The 19,752-nt window shown below is 64.1% G+C and carries 19 protein-coding genes; 4 read left to right on the top strand and 15 right to left on the bottom strand.

The genetic code is table 11. The features are described from left to right. Window positions 1–81: 81 nt before the first annotated feature. From GC425_RS08025 to dacB, 13 genes are all read right to left on the bottom strand, one after another. Window positions 82–1,023: an aldose epimerase gene (locus GC425_RS08025; RefSeq protein ID WP_151844631.1), complete on the bottom strand. Its 942-nt coding sequence runs from the start codon at window positions 1,021–1,023 to the stop codon at window positions 82–84. Then, entirely contained in the window at window positions 1,020–1,961 is a 942-nt protein-coding gene (gene panC, locus GC425_RS08030; protein ID WP_151844632.1) for a pantoate--beta-alanine ligase, read from the bottom strand. The genes GC425_RS08025 and panC overlap by 4 nt, the downstream gene beginning before the upstream one ends. Then, window positions 1,958–2,875, bottom strand: a complete 918-nt coding sequence (locus tag GC425_RS08035) for a Rossmann-like and DUF2520 domain-containing protein (protein WP_192930426.1) — start codon at window positions 2,873–2,875, stop codon at window positions 1,958–1,960. Before GC425_RS08035 ends, panC begins: the two co-directional genes overlap by 4 nt. 42 nt (window positions 2,876–2,917) lie before the next feature. Further along, window positions 2,918–3,808: a DUF6779 domain-containing protein gene (locus tag GC425_RS08040; RefSeq protein WP_151844633.1), complete on the bottom strand. Its 891-nt coding sequence runs from the start codon at window positions 3,806–3,808 to the stop codon at window positions 2,918–2,920. 79 nt (window positions 3,809–3,887) lie between these two features. Beyond that, on the bottom strand, window positions 3,888–4,406 hold the full coding sequence (locus GC425_RS08045) for a DUF3180 domain-containing protein (protein ID WP_231699778.1): 519 nt from the start codon (window positions 4,404–4,406) through the stop codon (window positions 3,888–3,890). Continuing rightward, on the bottom strand, window positions 4,399–4,974 hold the full coding sequence (folK, locus tag GC425_RS08050; protein WP_231699779.1) for a 2-amino-4-hydroxy-6-hydroxymethyldihydropteridine diphosphokinase: 576 nt from the start codon (window positions 4,972–4,974) through the stop codon (window positions 4,399–4,401). Before folK ends, GC425_RS08045 begins: the two co-directional genes overlap by 8 nt. Window positions 4,975–5,002: 28 nt before the next feature. Further along, entirely contained in the window at window positions 5,003–5,377 is a 375-nt protein-coding gene (folB, locus tag GC425_RS08055) for a dihydroneopterin aldolase (protein ID WP_151842544.1), read from the bottom strand. Beyond that, on the bottom strand, window positions 5,370–6,269 hold the full coding sequence (folP, locus tag GC425_RS08060; RefSeq protein WP_231699780.1) for a dihydropteroate synthase: 900 nt from the start codon (window positions 6,267–6,269) through the stop codon (window positions 5,370–5,372). Before folP ends, folB begins: the two co-directional genes overlap by 8 nt. Continuing rightward, window positions 6,266–6,856: a GTP cyclohydrolase I FolE gene (folE, locus tag GC425_RS08065; RefSeq protein WP_151842545.1), complete on the bottom strand. Its 591-nt coding sequence runs from the start codon at window positions 6,854–6,856 to the stop codon at window positions 6,266–6,268. The genes folP and folE overlap by 4 nt, the downstream gene beginning before the upstream one ends. Window positions 6,857–6,886: 30 nt before the next feature. Next, complete coding sequence (gene ftsH, locus GC425_RS08070) at window positions 6,887–9,238, bottom strand: ATP-dependent zinc metalloprotease FtsH (protein WP_151844634.1); 2,352 nt, start codon at window positions 9,236–9,238, stop codon at window positions 6,887–6,889. Window positions 9,239–9,317: 79 nt separating this feature from the next. Further along, the gene (hpt, locus tag GC425_RS08075) at window positions 9,318–9,923 is read right to left on the bottom strand and encodes a hypoxanthine phosphoribosyltransferase (protein WP_151842547.1); all 606 of its coding nucleotides are present in this window, start codon (window positions 9,921–9,923) and stop codon (window positions 9,318–9,320) included. A 50-nt stretch (window positions 9,924–9,973) separates the two neighbouring features. Beyond that, complete coding sequence (gene tilS, locus GC425_RS08080) at window positions 9,974–10,993, bottom strand: tRNA lysidine(34) synthetase TilS (RefSeq protein WP_151844635.1); 1,020 nt, start codon at window positions 10,991–10,993, stop codon at window positions 9,974–9,976. Continuing rightward, window positions 10,990–12,324, bottom strand: coding sequence for a D-alanyl-D-alanine carboxypeptidase/D-alanyl-D-alanine-endopeptidase (dacB, locus tag GC425_RS08085; protein ID WP_151844636.1), 1,335 nt, complete (start codon window positions 12,322–12,324; stop codon window positions 10,990–10,992). The genes tilS and dacB overlap by 4 nt, the downstream gene beginning before the upstream one ends. Before the next feature lie 31 nt (window positions 12,325–12,355). Between dacB and GC425_RS08090 the strand changes: the two genes are divergently transcribed. Next, the gene (locus tag GC425_RS08090) at window positions 12,356–12,829 is read left to right on the top strand and encodes an inorganic diphosphatase (protein ID WP_151842550.1); all 474 of its coding nucleotides are present in this window, start codon (window positions 12,356–12,358) and stop codon (window positions 12,827–12,829) included. Between the two features lie 156 nt (window positions 12,830–12,985). Here GC425_RS08090 and GC425_RS08095 read toward each other — a convergent pair whose 3' ends face one another. Continuing rightward, entirely contained in the window at window positions 12,986–13,597 is a 612-nt protein-coding gene (locus GC425_RS08095) for a hypothetical protein (RefSeq protein WP_151844637.1), read from the bottom strand. 209 nt (window positions 13,598–13,806) lie between these two features. Here GC425_RS08095 and GC425_RS08100 point away from each other — a divergent pair, with 209 nt between their 5' ends. The 3 genes from GC425_RS08100 to GC425_RS08110 all read left to right on the top strand — a co-directional run bounded on the left by GC425_RS08100 (window position 13,807) and on the right by GC425_RS08110 (window position 18,720). Next, entirely contained in the window at window positions 13,807–14,112 is a 306-nt protein-coding gene (locus tag GC425_RS08100; RefSeq protein ID WP_151844638.1) for a rhodanese-like domain-containing protein, read from the top strand. 123 nt (window positions 14,113–14,235) lie between these two features. Then, a complete protein-coding gene (locus GC425_RS08105; protein ID WP_151842552.1) occupies window positions 14,236–14,688 on the top strand; it encodes a MarR family winged helix-turn-helix transcriptional regulator in 453 nt (150 codons plus the stop codon). 9 nt (window positions 14,689–14,697) lie between these two features. Further along, window positions 14,698–18,720, top strand: coding sequence for a Pls/PosA family non-ribosomal peptide synthetase (locus tag GC425_RS08110; RefSeq protein ID WP_257822966.1), 4,023 nt, complete (start codon window positions 14,698–14,700; stop codon window positions 18,718–18,720). Here GC425_RS08110 and ppk2 read toward each other — a convergent pair. Beyond that, window positions 18,717–19,613, bottom strand: coding sequence for a polyphosphate kinase 2 (gene ppk2, locus GC425_RS08115; protein ID WP_151842554.1), 897 nt, complete (start codon window positions 19,611–19,613; stop codon window positions 18,717–18,719). The two genes, GC425_RS08110 and ppk2, sit on opposite strands and share 4 nt — an antisense overlap. Window positions 19,614–19,752 lie beyond the last annotated feature (139 nt).

Below are 19,752 nucleotides of genomic sequence, written 5' to 3' on the forward strand. Positions count from 1 at the left end.
AGACCGTTCATTCCTGCCCGATAAAGAGAAAATACTGTGACATATCCCCTACTGATCCCCTCCGTGGGCGCGGGCCGTGGCCTACGCGCTGGGGTGAATCGCGCGCAGACGATAGCCCGTGGTCAGCGTTTCCGCAGGGCACAGGGTATGCAACCCCTCACCGGTGTTGAGCATGTTCGGGGGACATGTCTGAGGTTCCACGGCTAGTGCGCGCCCCACGCCGGGGTAGCCGTGACCGAGCTGCGGGTCGGCGGTAAATATCTGAAAATATCGCAATGCGGGGTCGGGGTGCAGCGACACTCCCTCGCCGTTGTCATCGACAAAATATACGACGCCCAGCGCACCCTCATAGCAGTGGTCTAACCGAATACCGGCCATGGGTTGCGCCAGCCCCTGCGCGGCGGCGGGCAGGGTCTGTGCGGCGGGGAGCCTGCGGCCCGTGGGCAGCAGGCGGTCCGGGTCCAGTTCCACGCACTCCCCCAGACCAATCGTGAGCTCCGAGCTGTCCAGGGGCGCGCCCATCGCACTGAGATAGGGATGGAAGCCCACGCCCACGGGACAGTCCTCATCGGACTGGTTGGTGATGGCGAGGGTGACGGACAGGCCATCGGCCGCGTCCAGCGCGTAGGTCGCGCGCAGGTGCAGTGGCCACGGCCAGGGGGCATGTGGTTCGTGTTCTGGCCCGATGCTGCAGGTCAGCGCGATTGATGGGTCGCGGTGCTCCTCCACTTCCCAGCGCTTGTCCAGCACCAGGCCGTGCAGCGCGTTGCGGCGCTGAGCTTCCGTCATCGGCAGCTCGTGGGTGTGACCTGCCCAGGTGAAGCGGGCGTCCGCGGTGCGGTTTGGCCACGGCGCCAGGATCGCGCCGGAGGAATGGGGCGCAGGGCTTCCCGGCGTATGGCGAGCGATGTCATAGCTCAACACCAAATCGCGGCCTCGGAAGGTCAGGCTGTGCAGGCCGGCGCCGACGGGATCGATGGTGGCGCGGTAGTCCCCGGCCACCAGGGGCAGGGCAGCTGTCATTCTGCGGGGTTGCCCTCGGCTGGGTTACCTTCGTCCAGGCCCTTGAAGCCCGTGCCCAGCGGCACACCGACGTTGTCGATCAGGCGCGTGCTGCCCACCCGCGCGGCGACCAGCAGACGAGCATCCCCCTGCTCCGGGACTTCGCCCAGGTCCGCGCCCAGAAGCTCCAGGTAATCCACCGTGATCTGCGGCTGCGCATCCAGAATCTCCCGGGCGGTCGACAGCACAGCCTCGGCACCCTTATCCGCCACGAAGGACCCCGCCGTCAGCGCCGCGGACAGCGTGAGCGCCAGCTCCCGCTCCTCGGCAGACAAGTAAGCATTGCGCGAGCTCATGGCCAAGCCATTGGCCTCGCGCACAATGGGCACCCCGTGGATCTGCACATCCATGTTCAGATCCGTCACCATCTGCTGAATCACCATCAGCTGCTGATAGTCCTTCTCCCCAAAGAACGCGTGGTTGCAGTTGCTGATCGCGAACAGCTTATTGACCACCGTCAACACCCCAGCAAAGTGCGTGGGCCGGTGCGCCCCCTCCAAGATGCTGCCCACGGGACCGGGGTGAATGGTGGTGCGAGGACCATTGGGGTACATCTCCCGCGGCGACGGCGCGAACACCGCATCCACGCCCACGGCCTTCAGCTTCTCCACGTCCGCCTCCAGCGTGCGCGGATACGCATCCAGGTCCTCACCCTCGGCGAACTGCAGAGGGTTCACGAAGATACTCACCACCACCAGCGCACCCGGGATGCGCTGCGCCGACCGCACCAAAGACACGTGCCCCTCGTGCAGCGCACCCATCGTGGGCACCAACACCACCGGCCGGCCAGCCTTACGCATCGCGCGGGTCAGCTGAGACAGCGGAGCAATCTCCGTGAACACCTTCGCGGTGCCACGTTCAAAGGGCTGGGTGGACGAAGTAGCGGTTGAGTCACTCATGAATCCCAAGAGTAGTACTCCGCCAACACCCTCTCCACTTCCAGGGCCCCCGCCAACTGCGCCGTACGCTCCGCCGCATGCACATACGCTTCCGGCAACATCGTCATCCCCCCACCCAACTGGCGGAGCGCCTGAATATGACGCAACACGGCTTGCGCGTCATCGCGCGCAGCGGGCCCCGTCAACCCATCGATGCGCTGATCCAACGCGTTGTCCACCGCCGCGTGCACCAAGCGGCGCAACAGGAAACCACTCTGGGGATTCGGGTACACGGCCGACTGCTCGTCCCCGTCAGGGGACAGGAGGGCGTGGTCGAGCATGCGCTGAGCGTCGGTTAAAAGGGCCACCGTGTGATTCGCCGCATGGGACATCGCCGCGTGATAGGCAGCGCGGCCCTGCTCCGGCACCGGCACGGGCACGCCCTCCAGGGACTGGATCAGCAGCTCGGCCACCGCCGCGCCCTGGCCCGAATCGGAGGTCACACCCCATGCGCAGCCGGCCAGGCGGTCCGCATCCGCGGGCTCGCCCGTGAACGTCATCGCCGGGTGCAGCGCCAGCGGGAGCGCCCCCGTGTCCGTGACGGGCTGCAGCACCTCGCAGCCCAACGCCCCCGACGTATGCGCCACGATCTGGCCGGCCTGAGTCACCGCCGCCACCTGCTCAATCACCGTGGGCAGCTGGGGATCCGGCACCGCCAGGATCACCACCGCGGCCTGGGCGGCCTGCTCCACGGACACCACGGGAACGGTCGGGATGCGCTCGGCCGCCCGCGCGCGGGACGCCTCGGAACGCGCCACCACGCCATGGACGTGGTGGCCCGCACGCAGACAGGCCTCCGCCACGGCAACGCCCACAGCCCCCGCCGAGATAATGCCCACGGTCAACTGTGGCGCCTGCGCGTCCGAAATGCTCATAGGGCCTTCAACCTCACAGGGCCTTACACGTCGTGTGACAGATTACTTCTTGAAACGGCTCATCAGCTCAGCCACCGTCAAGCTGCGCTCAGAATCATCGGCGCGGCGACGGCCGCCGGTAGGCTGCGCCTCCGGGGTCTCCGGGGCGCGGTGACGGTGGTGGCTGGGCTGAGCGGAACCAGACTCAGTGGAGTCTGGCTGGGCAGCGTGCTCAGCAGCGTGCTCAGCACTGTGGGATGCGGCATGGGACGGCGTATGCGCAGCGGTGTGGGCAGCACTGTCCATCGACGACGTGTCCACCACCAGAGGAATCTGCGCGGTCTCCTCCGCATCCTGCCCCGTCCAACTAATCGCCGCGAAGGACCCCGTGCTAAAGGAGGAGGAACCCGAACCCGGCTTCCGCGGCTCCGCCTTCGGAGCCGCGGGAGACGGCGCCGCCACATTAGCGCGATCCCGATTCGCCGCATTACGCGTAGGGTTCAGAACCTCCGAGGCCGCAGCGCTATCCAGCTCACGAATACGCTCCGCATGAGCCTGCACCGCAGCCTGCTCATCCTCAGGAAACTCTCGGCCAGACATCTTCGCCAACTGGATGCGCATCTGCACCAGCTCGGAACGCAGCGCCTCAATGTGCTCGTCCCGCGTACGGGACTCCCGCTGCTTGTACTCCTCCGCCAGCTTCGCCTCGCGTTCACGATGCTCAGCCTTCTCCCGGTCCAGTTCGGCGCGGTGGGCGATGTCGCGGAGCCGGGCGTCGTCCTCAATAGAATCCAACTGAGACGCGTAACGGGTCGCCAACACGGCCCCCAGGAAACCAGCCCACAACGCCGTGATCACGGCAATTTTCAGCCACACTTCGGAATCGAAGTACAGCATCAACAAGCTCGCAATAAGAGCCAAGACAACCAGGCCAAACACCAGGAACTTTGACACGCCCCTGGAGGAACCTTGAGTAGAAGGAATCGCATCCTCCTGTGGCGATCGCGGTCCATTCTGCGAGTAAGTCATGGGATCACTCTACCCCAGAAGCGCGCCCCATACCGCGAATGCCATCAGCATCCGAATCAGACGGGGGAGCAACACAGGAGCGTTCCAAAAACACCCCCGCGGCGGCACACGCCAGGCCTCCCAGGACGAACGCCACCACGCCGGGTGTGTCATCCTGCGCCGCGGTGAGCGTGGCGTACTGCGTCATGACATAGATACCGACGCCGGCATACGCCCCCGCAAAGCCTGCCCCAACCCACCCGGCGGCCTTGCCCATGTTCATCCACGTCGCCACGGTCATGGGGTTCATCTGGGAACGGTCCAGGCCGATCATCCCGTCCGCAATCTTCTTGCGCACCACCACCGCTGCGGCCAGACACATCGCGGCGATGATCCACAGGATGGAGGAATTAACGACATTGATGGGGCCCAGATCCCCATAGAAACTCAGCGCGATGACCAGGCCGAACAGCACCGCCACCCCGGCGATGAGCGCTAGGGAGCTCAGCGCGGTTGGCGTCATCTGCGAACGCTTGTCACTCATGCACGGTCACCTGCTCCACCTCGTGAGCATCCAGTATAGAAAGCCACTCAGACACTGTCGACCCCTTCAGCAGGCACCACGGCTGGCGCGCGCACTCCAAATCCAGCCACGGCACCAGCACAAACGCCCGCTGATGCGCATAGGGGTGCGGCACCAGCAACTCCTCGCCCCACTGCGTGTGCCCCGCCGCGTCTGGGGACTCGATCTGCACGGGCTCGGCGCCGGGCTCCTCCCGCGCCAGCCACACGATGTCCACGTCCAGGGTGCGTGGCCCCCATCGAATAATCCGACGCCGAAGCGCAGCCTCCTCAACCTCCTGACAATGATGAAGCAGACTCAGCGGCGGCAGGGACGTGCGCACCAGGACAGTGACGTTGCAAAAATCTTCCTGTTCCACGCCTCCCCAGGGAGGAGTGGCAAAGACCCGGGAGGTTTCCACAATCTCCAGGTGCTCGCCGTCGGGGGCGCGTTCCAGCAGCTCCAGCCCGTGGGTCAGCTGGCCCGCCGGGGAGTCGAAGTCCCCTGGGATGTTGCTGCCCAAGCTCAGCACGGCGATGTATGTGGACACAGCACTTACCCCTTCCCTGGTTGCGGTGCTAAGCGGTGGGGGTTTTCCCGGACCGGCGAGCCACCACGCGCACATCCGCGAAAGGATAATTAATCGGCGCCTGCGGCTTGTGCACGGTCACCTCGTTGGCCAGCACGCCCTCGATGTCCTGGATCCGCTCCGCGATGCGGGAAGCCAGCGTCTCGATCAAGTCGAACGGCTCCCCCTCGATCGCATCCACGGCGATCTTCGCCAGATCCACGTAGGAAATCGTGTGGCCCAGCCGGTCGGTATCCGCCGCGGTGCGGAAGTCCGTCCACACCACGATGTCCACCACGAACTTCTGGCCGGCTTTCTTCTCGTGCTCGTACACACCGTGGTAGCCGAAGGCCTCCACGCCCATCAGTTCAATGCGGTCAGCCACGGCGGGCCCTCCAATCCTCTGGCACGTCCGGTCCGGATCCGGTTGCTACCGCATACGCTACATCAACCGCCGCCCGCGACGGCGCCACGGCATGCACACGCACCGCCCACGCACCCTGCATCGCGGCAATGGCTGAGACGGCCGCGGTGGCGTCGTCGGCAGACGACGGGTCGCCGGGCGCACCATCGGCAGCGGGGCGCAGGGCGGTGAGGAAACGCTTCCGGGACGCTCCGATGAGCATCCTGAGGCCCTGGTCAGCGAACTCGCCGGCCAGCTGGCCCGTGGCCTGCAGCAGCCGCCAGTTGTCCTGCGGGGACTTCGCGAAGCCAATGCCGGGGTCCACGATGACCTTCTCCGGTGCCACACCCGCGGCCACCGCGGCGTCCACGCGGCGCAGCAGGAACTCGCGGACATGCGCCACAATGTCGCCGTGCTGCTCGTAGCCGGCGGCGGACTCGAAGGTGTCCGCCTTCCAGTGCATGAGGATGATCGGGAGGCCGGACTGGGCTGCGACCGTGAGCATGTCCGGGTCCGCCAGGCCGCCACTGACGTCGTTGAGATAGTGCACGCCCGCCTCGACCGCCACAGCCGCGGTGGAGGCGCGCATCGTATCAATGCTGGTGACTGTATTGATCGCGGACAGTTGTTCAATCACCGGGCGGATGCGGCTGGCCTCCTGCTGTGGGTCCACGCGGGTGGCGCCGGGGCGGGTGGACTCTCCTCCCACGTCGATGATGTCCGCCCCCTCGGCGAGCATCTGGTGGGCATGCGCCAGGGCGCTGTCCACCGCGACGTAGCGGCCGCCGTCGGAGAAAGAATCATCCGTGACGTTGAGGATGCCCATCACCTGCGTGGCGGACGTGGGGGCCTGGGATGTGCTGCGGGAACTCATGAATGAATCAGCGCCATCGCCTCCGCGCGGGAGGACGCGTTGGTCTGGAAACCGCCCCGCACCGCCGAGGTCACCGTATTCGCACCGGGTTTGCGGATACCGCGCATCGCCATGCACAGGTGCTCCGCCTCAATCACCACGATCACCGCCGAGGCGCCCAGCTTCGTCATCAACGCATCCGCCACCTGGGTGGTAAGGCGCTCCTGCACCTGCGGGCGCTTCGCCAGACCATCAATGAGACGCGCCAGCTTCGACAGCCCCGTGACCTTGCCCTCCGGCCCCGGAATGTAGCCGATGTGCGCCTTACCGAAGAACGGCACCAGGTGGTGCTCGCACATCGAGTAAAACTGGATGTCCCGCACCAGAACCAACTCCTGGTGCTCCTCGTTGAAGGTGGTGTTCAGCACCTCCTCCGGATCCTCGTACAACCCGGACAGGGTCTCCCGATAAGCCCGGGCCACGCGGGCCGGGGTGTCCCGGAGGCCCTCCCGGTCGGGGTCCTCACCCACGGCGTATAACAGTTCACGGATGGCGGCTTCGGCGCGCTCTTGGTCGAACTGTGGAAATTCCTGCTGCGTATCAGTCACGTGCTTACAATCGATTCTTCAAAAAGGGTGCTACTTGTCGTTCTCATCCAGCGGGTAGCGCTCATAAGGATTATCCGAAGGCTGCTCCTTATGATGGCGCCCACCGCTGCTCTGCTCCGCGTTCTTCGGCTGCGCTGCGTTCTTCGGCTGCGCTGCGTTCTTCGGCTGCGCCGGGGTCTCCGGCTGCGCTGGGATCTGGCGGGTCGGCGCGTCGTCCGAGGTCCACGGGTTATCCGGGCGCTCGTGCTCCGGAAGCTGGAAGCCACGCTCCGGCTCCGCAGGGGCTGGCTGGGCCGGACCCTGCGGGGCAGCCTGACCCTGCGGCTGGGACGTCTGCTCCGGAGCAGCACCACGCAGGTGCTCCTCCTGAGCCTTCTTCCGCCGCTCCATCCGGGCCTTCCGTGCTGCGGAGAAGAAGTCATTGCGCTTCGGCGGCTCCTCGCCACGCTCGCGGGCAAGCTCCACCGGAGTCTTCACCGGCTCGCGGTAGTCCTTCGGACGGTCGATGTCCTGCCCTGGGAAAATGTCGCGCACCTCCCGAGGCTCCAGATCTCCGAAGATCGCCTCCAGGTCTGGGCGGCGCAGCGTTTCCTTCTCCAGCAGCTTCTCCGCCAACCGGTCCAGGTATGCGCGGTTCTCGCTCAAGACCTCGTAGGCGATCTTCTGCGCCTTGTCCATGAGCATCCGCATCTCTTCATCGATGATCGCCGCGACCTCCGGGGACGGCGCCGAGCTGGATCCGCCGCCGCGACCGCTGAATGGATCGCCCTCGTCCTTACCAAACTTCACCGCACCGATGCGCGGGCTCATGCCGTACTCGGTCACCATCGCGCGCGCGATGTTCGTGGCCATCTCAATATCTGCCGACGCTCCCGTCGTGGGATTGCCGAACACCAATTCCTCGGCCGCACGGCCGCCCATGGCGAACACCAGGCGGGCGAACAGCTCCGAGCGGTTGTACATGCCCTTATCGTCGTCGCCGGCGGTCATCGCGTGACCACCCGTGCGCCCGCGGGCCAGGATCGTGACCTTGTACACCCGGTCAATGTCCTTCATGGCCCATGCCGCCAAGGTGTGACCACCCTCGTGGTAGGCGGTGACCTTCTTCTCATGCTCGGAGATGATCGTGGAGGAACGGCGTGGTCCACCCACCACGCGGTCCGTGGCTTCCTCCAGCGCATCGCCCGTAATCACGTTGCCGTCCACGCGCGCGGTCAGCAGCGCCGCTTCATTCAGCACGTTTTCCAGGTCCGCACCGGACATGCCCGCGGTGCGCTTCGCCAGGGACTTCAAATCCACATCGGAGGCCAACGGCTTGCCCTGAGCATGGACGCGCAGGATCTGCTCGCGTCCCGCCAGGTCCGGGTTCGTGACCGGGATCTGGCGGTCAAAGCGGCCCGGACGCAGCAGCGCAGGATCCAGAATGTCCGGGCGGTTCGTGGCGGCCATGATGATCACGCCCTCGCGGTCGCCAAAGCCATCCATCTCTACCAGCAGCTGGTTCAGCGTCTGTTCACGTTCGTCGTGGCCGCCGCCCATGCCGGAGCCGCGTTGGCGGCCGACGGCGTCGATCTCATCGACGAAGATAATGCACGGCGCATTTTCCTTCGCCTCCTTGAACAGGTCACGGACGCGGGAGGCACCCACACCGACGAACATCTCCACGAAGTCTGAACCGGAAATGCTGAAGAACGGAACGCCGGCCTCCCCGGCCACGGCGCGTGCCAGCAGCGTTTTACCCGTTCCCGGAGGGCCATACAGCAGCACGCCCTTCGGGATCTTCGCGCCCAGCTTTTCATAACGGGACGGGTCGGACAGGAAATCGCGGATCTCGTCCAGCTCCTCCACGGCCTCGTCGGCGCCGGCCACGTCGTCGAACGTGTTCTCCGGGTTGTCCTTGTTCAGCTGCTTGTGGCGGGACTTGCCCATCTTGAACGGGCTCATGCCGCCGCCCCCGCCGCCCTGCATGCGGGTGAACAGGAAGATCAGCAGGCCGAACATCAACAGCACCGGCAGCAGCATCGTCAGCAGGGACATCAGGAAGCTATCCTGCGTGACCTTCGTGTTGAACTTCTCCGCCTCGGAGCCCTTCACCGCCGTGAACACATCCTGGGACGCGCGTGCCGGGTACTGGGAGATGATCTTCTGGATCCCCTCCTTACCCTCAACCGTGATGGGTTCCTTCAGCTCCAGCTGCACCTCTTGCTCACGGTCGTTGATCTGGGCTTCCTTGACGTTCTTGGAATCCAGCTGCTGCAACGCAATGGAGGTCTCCACCTTGTCATAGCCCCGGGTGTTGTCCGTGAGCAGGCCAAAGGCGTAAATCGCAACCAATACCAGCGCTACGATGCCGGCGATTCGGAGGGCCTTTTTCTTTTCCATAGTTCCTGTCGTAATGAACGATGTGTCATCAAATAGGGAGTGGGCAATGGTTATGTGCGCTCAGCGGCGCACGGCGCGCTTATTCATACACACTTGGGCGCAGTGTACCGATAAACGGCACGTCGCGGTAACGCTCGGCGAAGTCCAGGCCGTAGCCCACCACGAATTCATTCGGGATGTCGAAGCCCAGATCTTCCAGCTCGATGTCCACCTTCACTGCTTCCGCCTTACGCAGCAGGGACACCACGCCCAGGCTCTTCGGCTGGCGGTTCTTCAGGTTCCGCAGCAGCCAAGACAGGGTCAGGCCGGAATCGATGATGTCCTCCACGATGATGACGTTGCGCCCCGCGATTTCGCGGTCCAGGTCCTTCAGGATGCGCACCACGCCGGAGGAGCGGGTGGAGTTGCCGTAGGAGGAGACGGCCATGAACTCGATCTGCGTGGGGATGTTCATCGCCCGGGCGAAGTCAGTAATGAAGAACACGGCCCCCTTGAGGACGCACAGCAGGATCAGGTCTTCGTCCTCGTCCTTGAAACGCTCGGAGAGCCGGTCCGCCATCTCCTGGATGCGCGTCTGGAGTTCTTCCTCCGTGATCAGCACGCTCTCAATATCATCGCCGTAGGCGTTTGCTGGGACGTTGGAGTCCTTGTCGCTGTGTCCTGCGCTGCGGGGCTGGTCCGACATGGTGTGTTTTCTCCCTAGATGGGTTGTTGTGTTCTTGTTCTTAAAAATCTCTAGCGCGGTTCGTGGATTATCGTGAGATAGCCCGTGACTCGTGCCACAGCAAGTCGCGCGTGATCTGGCGCGTGTCCGTCCATTGTAGGCCACGGGACAGACACTGCGCCTTGGCCAGTGTAGTTGACCACCAATTGTTCGATTCTTTCTAGATGTGTGCTGGTCAACGCACCCGCCGTGGGGCTTAGCCATTGTTTGATTATCCGACGCCGAAGCGCACCCTCCACCGCCATCACTCCCTTACAATCGAGCCGTTCGCCGTCGGGGCTGAGCAGGCTCGGCACGATCTGGCGTGCCTGCTGAGTCAGGGCGTCTTCGTCCTGGCGCAGCAGGCGCGCGGTCCGGGAAAGGTTAGCGGATACGTCTTGGCCCGCGATGCGGTTGAGGACGGGGAAGAGTTCCGTGCGCAGGCGCGAGCGCAGATAGTCCGCCGACGAGTTGTGGGGGTCCTCGTAGACGCTCAAGCCGGCGTGCGCGCATTCCTGTTCCGTCATCTCTCGGGTGACGGTCAGCAGGGGCCGCCCCAGCCAGGCGGCCCCTGCGTCCACCACGGGGTGATCGAAGGTCACGGGCCGCATGCCCGCCAGGGACGCCGCCCCGGAGCCGCGGATGAGGCCCAGGATCACGCCTTCGGCGTCATCCCGGGCGGTGTGTGCCACCAGCACCGGGAGCGCGGCTTTTCCCAGCTGCGCTGCCGCGTGGCCGAGGGCCTGGTAGCGCGCGTGGCGCGCGGCCCCCTCGGTGGTGCCGTCCACGTCGCAGGCCACCACGTGGGCGCTGGCCGCGCCCAGGTGCGTGGCCTGCTCCGCGGCGCGGCGCGCCACAGCCCCACTGTCGGCTTGAAGCTGGTGGTCTACCACCACCGCGTGGACGCTTAGCCCCACGCGCACCGCGGCGCGCGTGAGCGCGAGGGAATCAGCCCCGCCTGAGAGCCCCACCACCACGTCTGCCGCCTGGCTCAGCTGCGCCTCAGGCGGCAGCTCGCGGAGCCAGCGGCGGAACTGTGAGTGCAGGCTCATGCTGCAGTGTGCAGGGCGTTCGCCAGGCGGTCGAGGGCCGGCCGCGCCTCGTCGGGAGAAGAGTCATTCGAGAGGAAAGCAAACGTCAGTGGGCGACCGTCTTCCGTCATCACGGTGCCCGCCAGGGCGTTCACACCGTCCAGCGTGCCGGTTTTCGCACGAACATAACCCGCAGAGGCCTCGGCTCCGGAGCCTTCCTCGTAACGATGAGACAGGGTCCCCTCCACGGAGGAGACCGGAAGCGCGTCCAGCAGCGGGCGGAACGTCTCCGAAGCCAGCAACGAATCCAGCACCCGGGCGTTCAGGCGATTCTTCTCGCTCATGCCGGAGTTATCCTTCAACACCACCCCGTCCATGGACAGGCCGTCGTCGCTCAAGGTCTCGATGGTGGCGCGGGTAGCGCCCTCGAAGGTGTGGGGCAGGCCGCGGGCCTCAGCAACCTCGCGGCCAATGGCCTCCGCCAGCACGTTATCCGAGTGCACCAGCATGTCCCGCACCCGCACCTCCAGCGGTGCCGAGGTCACCGACCCCAGCTCCTGCGCCTCCGCGGCAGCCGGCTGGTCATCCACGGAAATCTGCACGTCCTCAGCTCCCAGCTGGGCTGCCAAGCTGCGCGCCACATCCTCCGCGGGCGAAGACGAGCGCGGCGAATAAGAATCCGAAGGATCCACCCGTCCGCCGTCCAACATCACAGAGTCCACATCCGCCACATTTCCCCCCTCCACATCCTCGGGATCCCACGTGTCATTAAACACAGACCCCTCACGGATGGAATTGCCTACGCGGATCGACGTCACCGTGCGCCCCTGCAAGGCCGTCGCCACCTGGTCAGCCAAATCCTGCACACTCGCGGCATCCGTGTAGAAACCCCCACCCGGCTTGTCCGTCAGCGTCACGTCACCCCCGCCGACCAGCACCAGCTGCCCCGGAGCCTCCTCCACCACCCGGGTGGTCACCACCGCATCAGACGGAAGCACGCTCAGCGCCGCCCCAGCAGTCACCAGCTTCGTGACGGACGCCGGCACCAGAAAAGATTCAGCATTCTTCTCCCACAGCACCTGCCCCGTCACAGCATCCGTCACGTGGGCAGACAGCTCCCCCAAGGCTGGATCATCAGAAAAGCCCTGCACAGCGGCAGAGATGTTGGGGGACGCAGACTGGGCGTCGGGGGAAAGGAAGGACGCAGACGCCTCGGACACGGCGGCAGGGCGCGCAACGCTGAACGTATGCTGCGTGGTCCACCACCACGCCCCCGCAACGGCACCACACACCACAAGCACAAGGACGGACACAACAGCCAACCAGCGCCACACAGTCTTCCTGCTTTTCATCTCCCCCACACTAGCAATAGAATGGAACACCATGAGCATTGAAGTAACCATTGAAATCCCCAAAGGCTCCCGCAACAAGTACGAAGTGGACCACGAAACCGGCAAGGTATACCTGGACCGCTACCTGTTCACCCCCATGGCCTACCCAGCCGACTACGGCTTCATCGACCACACCCTGGGCGAGGACGGCGACCCACTGGACGCGCTGGTCATCCTCCCAGAACCAGTGTTCCCCGGCGTGATCGTCAAGGCACGCCCCGTGGGAGTGTTCAAGATGACCGACGAAGCCGGCGGCGACGACAAGCTCCTGTGCGTGCTGGACGACCCACGCTTCGAGAACTACCAGGACATCGAGGACGTCAACAAGTTCACCCTGGACGAGATCGAGCACTTCTTCGTCCACTACAAGGACCTGGAGCCTAACAAGGAAGTCACCGGCTCTGGCTGGGGCAACAAGGCTGAGGCCGAAAAGATCCTGGAAGAAGCAAAGGATCGCTACAAGTAAAAAAGCGTAAAGAACGCTCCGCGGAGAGCCCTGACGGGCTTATCTCATGCAACGCCGCAGCGAGAGTCTCGCGAACGAGGCTCTCGCTGCGGCGTTTCTGTTTCAACGACTCTCTGAACTCAAGGGGTCCAATACATCCACTTATTCTCAAATTCCTTAGCGATTAACCCACCCAGCCGTCCGAATGAGGATGGGATAGTCATCCCAGGATTGAGTGAGCCAATTGTACCTTTGCCCAGGCAAGAGAAAGCTACCATCAGCATAAACCACATCATCCACCGAGTTTGAAATAGAAATCCTTTTTCGGATTGATCCAGACTTCATATATAGAAAACCATCATAGACAGCAGCACTCCAAGGAATCAAACACTCCACGACCAGGAAAATTAACCCGGACAAAAATATCCAGAAACACATTGACAGCCTTAGCAATTCCGGACTGCTTAATGTTGGATTTTTCTTGTCTATCGCAACAAAATTAAACATCATGACAAAAAACAAAAAACCCATTGCGCGCATCGCGACCTTATGCAACAAACCGAGACGTCGCCCATCGAGAGAAGCGAGAAAATCCACCCCAAAGCCTTCAATATTAGCCCTACATTGCCTCAAGGACCACACATACGCTAGAGCAATAAGCATGGTAAACATCAACATAAACACATTAACAACAGCGAAACCCCATATGGCCACATCCAAAGCGCCCGAACCTAACGCTCCAATTATTAAAATGAAAGAAATGACTGTTGCAGATTTTCTAGTCTCCATTACCTCAAACGCTTAAATGTCAAGAAATTATTTCCAGATCTTCGAAATTAATTTCGAAGTTCCATATCCAACAAAAACGCCGGCACTAACACTACCCTAACCTAGAAGGTATGAAGCCATCGAGGTGGGTAACAGCCACCCCAGCAAGCCCCCACCATCCAACGCACTGCACGAACCCACACTCAACAGATTCCCTATAGTGGAGAGCCATGAGCGAGTTTGAATCTGTAGAACCCACCGATGTCCCAGCTAACGCACAACTGATCGATGTTCGCGAAGCCGATGAGTTCGCACAATGGCATGCCGAAGGCGCCACCAACATCCCCTTGACCGAGCTCCAAAGCCGCTACGGGGAGCTGGACCTGAACGAAGACATCTACATCATCTGCCTATCCGGCGGACGCTCCGCACGCGCCTGCCAGTGGCTCGAACTCAACGGCATTGACTCCATCAACATCCTCAACGGAACCTCCGGGTGGCGCGACGCCGGCCTACCCATCGTGGACAACCGCTAGCGAACCCTCTCGAGAGACCACTCAAGCAACCACGGAAAACCGCAGAAGCGGTTACACCCAAAAATAATAGTGGGAAATCTCAATAATTAGACAATCCCCTGTACCCGGCGCTAGGCTAGAACTATGCCAGAGACGTACCCACTGCCCAAGGATCTGCTCTCCTCCCCCAGCTTCCAGCTGGAACGCCTTCGCCGACGGACCCGTGAGTTCGTCGAAACCGCCCTGGACGAACACGGGTACAACCTCCGTGAATACTGGATCCTCTGCTGCCTCGTTGATGGCGACGCCGCCAGCCAGGCAACACTCGGCGATATCCTAGGAATCGACCGCTCGGACATGGTCCGTCTGGTGGACTCCCTGGAAAAGCGTCACCTCGCCAAAAGGATCAAGGACCCTCAAGACCGCCGCCGGCAAATCATCTCCATCACCAAGAAGGGCGAGAAGGCTTTCAATGCCCTCCTACCGGTCGTCACTTCCGCCGAGGACAAGGCCCTGGATGACTCCACATCCAAGCAGCTCAAGCACTTAAGGAAGCTCGCCCACTCCATCATCGCCACCGACGTGATTGACGAGTAAGCCCTGACTGTGGATATTCCCGCGCACTATCTGCGTTCCTCAGAAGCCCCTGAACCCCGCACCCTCGTTGACATCTTCCGCGCCACCGCGGACGCGTACCCCGACGCCGCCGCGCTCGACGACGGCAACGGCGTGCTCACCTACTCCGAACTCCTTCGGGACGTCCACGCCCTCAGCAGTGAACTGACTACCCGGGGCATCCGCCGTGGTGACCGGGTGGGCATTCGCATGCCGTCGGGAAGCCGGGAACTCTACATCGCCATCCTGGCCACCCTGCACGCCGGCGCCGCCTATGTCCCCGTGGACGCCGACGACCCCCAAGAACGCGCCGACCTGGTGTTCGGCGAAGCCCAGGTGGATGCACTGTGTGACCACAACGGGCTCACCGTCACAGGCACGGACCCGGAGGCGAAGGTCCACGACTCCGCTGACGATACAGCCCCCACCGGCCCCACTACTGACTCCGACGCCTGGATCATCTTCACCTCCGGCTCCACGGGAACGCCCAAAGGCGTGGCCGTCACCCACCGCAACGCCGCCGCCTTCGTGGACGCCGAAGCCGAACTGTTCCTGGTGAACCACCCCAGCGGCCCGCTCGGCCCCGGTGACCGCGTCCTCGCCGGACTGTCCGTTGCCTTCGACGCCTCCTGCGAAGAGATGTGGCTCGCCTGGCGCCACGGCGCCTGCCTGGTCCCCGCACCCCGCACGCTCGTGCGCTCCGGCGTGGACTTAGGCCCCTGGCTGATCTCCCACAACATCACCGCGATCTCCACCGTCCCTACCCTCGCCAGCCTCTGGCCCGACGAAGCCCTGGACGCCGTCCGCCTCCTCATCTTTGGCGGCGAAGCCTGCCCCGACGAACTCGCCGGGCGGCTTGCCACCCCCTCCCGAGAACTCTGGAACACCTACGGCCCCACCGAAGCCACCGTCGTAGCGTGCGGCACCACCATGGACGGGCGCGGCTCTGTCTCCATTGGGTTGCCGTTGCGGGGCTGGGACTTGGGCGTCGTCGATCAGGACGGCAACCCCGTGAACTACGGCGAGGTCGGCGAATTGATCATCGGCGGCGTGGGTCTTGCCCGTTACCTGGACCCCGCCAAGGACGCGGAAAAGTTCGCGCCCATGGACACGTTGGGATGGGAGCGTGCCTACCGCTCCGGCGACCACGTCCGGCTCGAAGAGGACGGGCTGTACTTCGTGGGCCGCATTGATGACCAAGTCAAGATCGGCGGGCGGCGCATCGAGCTGGGCGAAGTGGACGCAGCCTTAAGCGCCCTGGACAACGTGCGCAGCGGATCAGTGGTGGTGCAGACCACCGGCGGCGGCGACAAGGTCCTGGTGGGCTACGTCTCCCCGGAACACGGCACCGCCGCGGAGTTCAACCTGGACGCCGCGCTGACCCACCTGCGCGCCAGCCTTCCTACGGCGATGGTCCCACGGCTGTGCGCGCTGGATTCGCTGCCCGTCACCACCTCCGGGAAGGTAGACAAAAAGGCCCTGCCCTGGCCGCTGCCCGCCTCCGGAGCGGAGGACACCCACTTCGACGACAGCGACCAGGAACGGATCGCGCGCCTGTGGTCGGACGCGCTGGGCCTCGAGGTCACCAACCCTGACCAGGACTTTTTCTCACTCGGCGGCACATCCCTGTCCGCGGCTACCATGATCGCCCGACTGCGGAGCACCGTGCCGAGCGTCTCCGTCCGCGACCTCTACGACCACTCCCGCCTGGCGGCGTTCAGCGCCCGGGTCACGGAGGTGGCCGAGCAGGCGCGGCGGGATCAGCACGCACAGCAGGCGCAGCCCGACCACAACTTCGCACACCAGGGCCCCGTGCCGCGCGTGCGCTGGACCACCCGCCTGGCCCAGGCGCTCATCCAGGTTCCAGCGATGATGCTCAGCGCACTGCAATGGATCACCTGGATCCTGTTCGGCAACTGGGCGCTCCACGGCATCCTGGGCCTGACGGGCCAACCCGACCAACCGAGCCCCGGCGCCCCCTGGACATTCCTCAGCCAGATCGTGGTGCCCGTCAACGGATGGCTCGTCCTGGCGCTGTTCCTCATCTTCGCCACCCCGCTGGGCCGCATGCCCCTGGCCGCGCTGCTCATCCGCGGGCTCCTCGCCGGCGTGCACCCCGGTGATTATCCGCGCGGCGGCGCCACTCACCTGCGCCTCTGGGCCGCCGAGCGCGTGGCCGATACCTCCGGCGCGCGCGACGTCTCCGGCGCCAGCTGGATCACCACCTTCGCCCGATGGCTGGGCGCCGACGTGGGCCGAGGCGTGCAACTGCACACCCTGCCGCCCGTCACCGGCATGCTGAGCCTGGGCAACTACTCCTCCGTGGAGCCCGAGGTGGACCTGTCCGGATACTGGGTGGAGGGCGACACGCTGCACCTGGGCCGCATCGTCATCGGCGACGGGGCCACCGTGGGTGCGCGCTCGACGCTCCTGCCGGGCACCACCATTGCTTCCAATGCCCATATCGACGCCGGCTCGTGTGTCACCGGCGCCAAAAAAGTGAAGTCCGGAGCCCGCTGGGCCGGATCCCCCGCCAAGAAGGTGGGCAAGGCCAAGGGCACCTTCCCCTCCGAGACTCCCCCGCGCAGGCCATTGTGGCGCGCGGGCTATGCCCTCGGCGCGGTGGCGCTGTCCATCCTGCCGCTGCTCTCCCTGGCGGTGGGGGTTGTGTTCGTCCTGTGGGCGCTGAGCCTCTCGATGCAGGATGTCACGCTACAGGGCACGCACAGCGGCTGGACCATCCTGGCGCTCCTCGTGCCACTATCCGCACTCGGCGGCCTGGTCATCTTCGCCACCTACACCGCCCTGACCTGGATACTTGTCCGAGTCCTCTCCATCGGGCTGACCCCCGGCGTGATGCCAGTACGCAGCTTCAGCGGCTGGCGCGTCTGGTTCATCGAACGCCTCATGGACGCCGCCCGCACACAACTCTTCCCCCTGTATGCCGCGCAGCTAACCCCCTGGTGGTTCCGCTCCCTCGGCGCGAAGATTGGCCGGGACGCCGAAATCTCCACCGCCGTGATGGTCCCCACCTTCGCCGACGTGCGCGACGGCGCCTTCCTCGCCGACGACACCATGGTGGGCGGCTACGAACTCGGCGGCCGCGGCTGGATGCGCACCGGCACCACCCGCGTGGGCAAGCGCTCCTTCCTCGGCAACTCCGGCATCGCCGGGCCAGAGCGCAACCTCAAAAAGAACTCCCTGGTGGCCGTCCTGTCCTCCACCCCGAAGAAAACTAAGGCCGGGTCCAACTGGCTGGGCTCCCCACCGGAGCGCCTCCGCCGCACCGTGGAGACGGACACCCACGACGCCCGCACCTACAACCCCAGCCGGCGCGTCAAAGCCGCACGCGGTGCAGTGGAAACCCTGCGCCTGCTGGCCCCCATGACCAGCGCCGTCATCGCCGCGTGCGTCATCGCCGCGATCCAATACCAGCTCCTGGCCGGCCCCATCAGCCTCGTATGGCTCCCCCTCTGGGGAGCGCTGGTCCTGATCCTGGCCGGCTTCGCCGCCGCCACACTCACCGTGGCCATGAAATGGCTCTGCGTGGGACGTATTCGGCCCGGCGAACACGAACTCTGGTCCCGCTTCGTGTGGCTCAACGAACTCCAAGACCAATTCGTGGAAACCGTCGCCGGCCCCTGGTTCCTGGCGCACACCCACGGGACCGGATCACTGAACATCTTCCTGCGGGCACTCGGCGCGAGAATCGGACGCGGAGCCTGGCTGGACACCTACTGGCTGCCCGAAGCCGACCTCGTCGTGATCGAAGACGGCGCCACCGTCGGCCCCGGCTGCGTGGTCCAGACTCACCTATTCCACGATCGGATCATGAGCCTAGACACCGTCATTCTGCGCGCCGGCTCCACACTGGGACCGCATTCGGTCGCACTCCCGGCGTCGGATATAGGACGGACAACGTCCGTGGGGCCCGCATCACTCGTCATGCGCGGCGACCACGTGCCAGCGAACACACGCTGGCACGGAAACCCCATCGAAATCCGGCGAGATTAATCGCCAATCTGGTCGCGGCCGCGCTTCACAATCAGCGGATCTGGCTCGCCGACCACGCTGTGGTCCTTGCCGGTGTATTCGAACTTGCTGAGCACGTAACGCATCGCGTTGATGCGGGCACGCTTCTTGTCATTGGACTTGATCGTGATCCACGGAGACTCGTTCGTATCCGTGTAGCGGAACTGCTCCTCCTTGGCGCGGGTGTAATCATCCCACTTATCCAAGGACGCCAAGTCCATTGGAGACAGCTTCCACTGACGCACAGGATCCACCTGGCGGATCGCGAAACGCGTGCGCTGCTCCTTGCGGGTCACGGAGAACCACAGCTTCGTCAGGGAAATACCCGAGCCCATCAGCATGTTCTCCAGCATCGGAACCTCACGCAGGAACTCCGCGTGCTGGGACTCGGTACAGAAGCCCATCACGCGCTCCACGCCGGAGCGGTTGTACCAGGAGCGGTCGAAGAAGACGATCTCGCCACCGGCTGGGAAGTGCTGGATATAGCGCTGGAAGTACCAGGACGTGGACTCACGCTCGGACGGCTTCTCCAGTGCCACGGTGCGGGCACCACGAGGATTCAGGTGCTCATTGAAACGCTTGATCGTTCCACCCTTACCGGCTGCATCGCGGCCTTCGAACAGGATGATGTGCTTCTGACCCGTGTCCTTGGTCCAGTTCTGCCACTTCAGCAGCTCGATCTGCAGAGCGCGCTTCGTGGATTCGTACTCGTCACGGCTCATGCGCTCCGGGTAGGGGTAGTCGTCACGCCAGGTGTCCACGCGGTGACCATCCGGGGTGATGAGGACGGGATCGTCTTCGTCGGAATCATCAACGATGTAGCCTTCGGTGGCCGCAAGGTCGACAATGTGGAAATCCTCGTTGTGTTCTGCCATCGCATTTCTCCTGTTGGTCCCTCGATGAATTAAGACGAGCGGAGGGATTCGTGCTCTCTACCCCCTATGTTACGCGTGGTTGTTTGTTCCTTAATTATCCGACGCCCAGCGTGCAGCAAAACACCCCGCCTGCAGGGGT

Source organism: Corynebacterium sp. zg254 (genome assembly GCF_024701495.1).
Lineage (GTDB): Bacteria > Actinomycetota > Actinomycetes > Mycobacteriales > Mycobacteriaceae > Corynebacterium > Corynebacterium zhongnanshanii.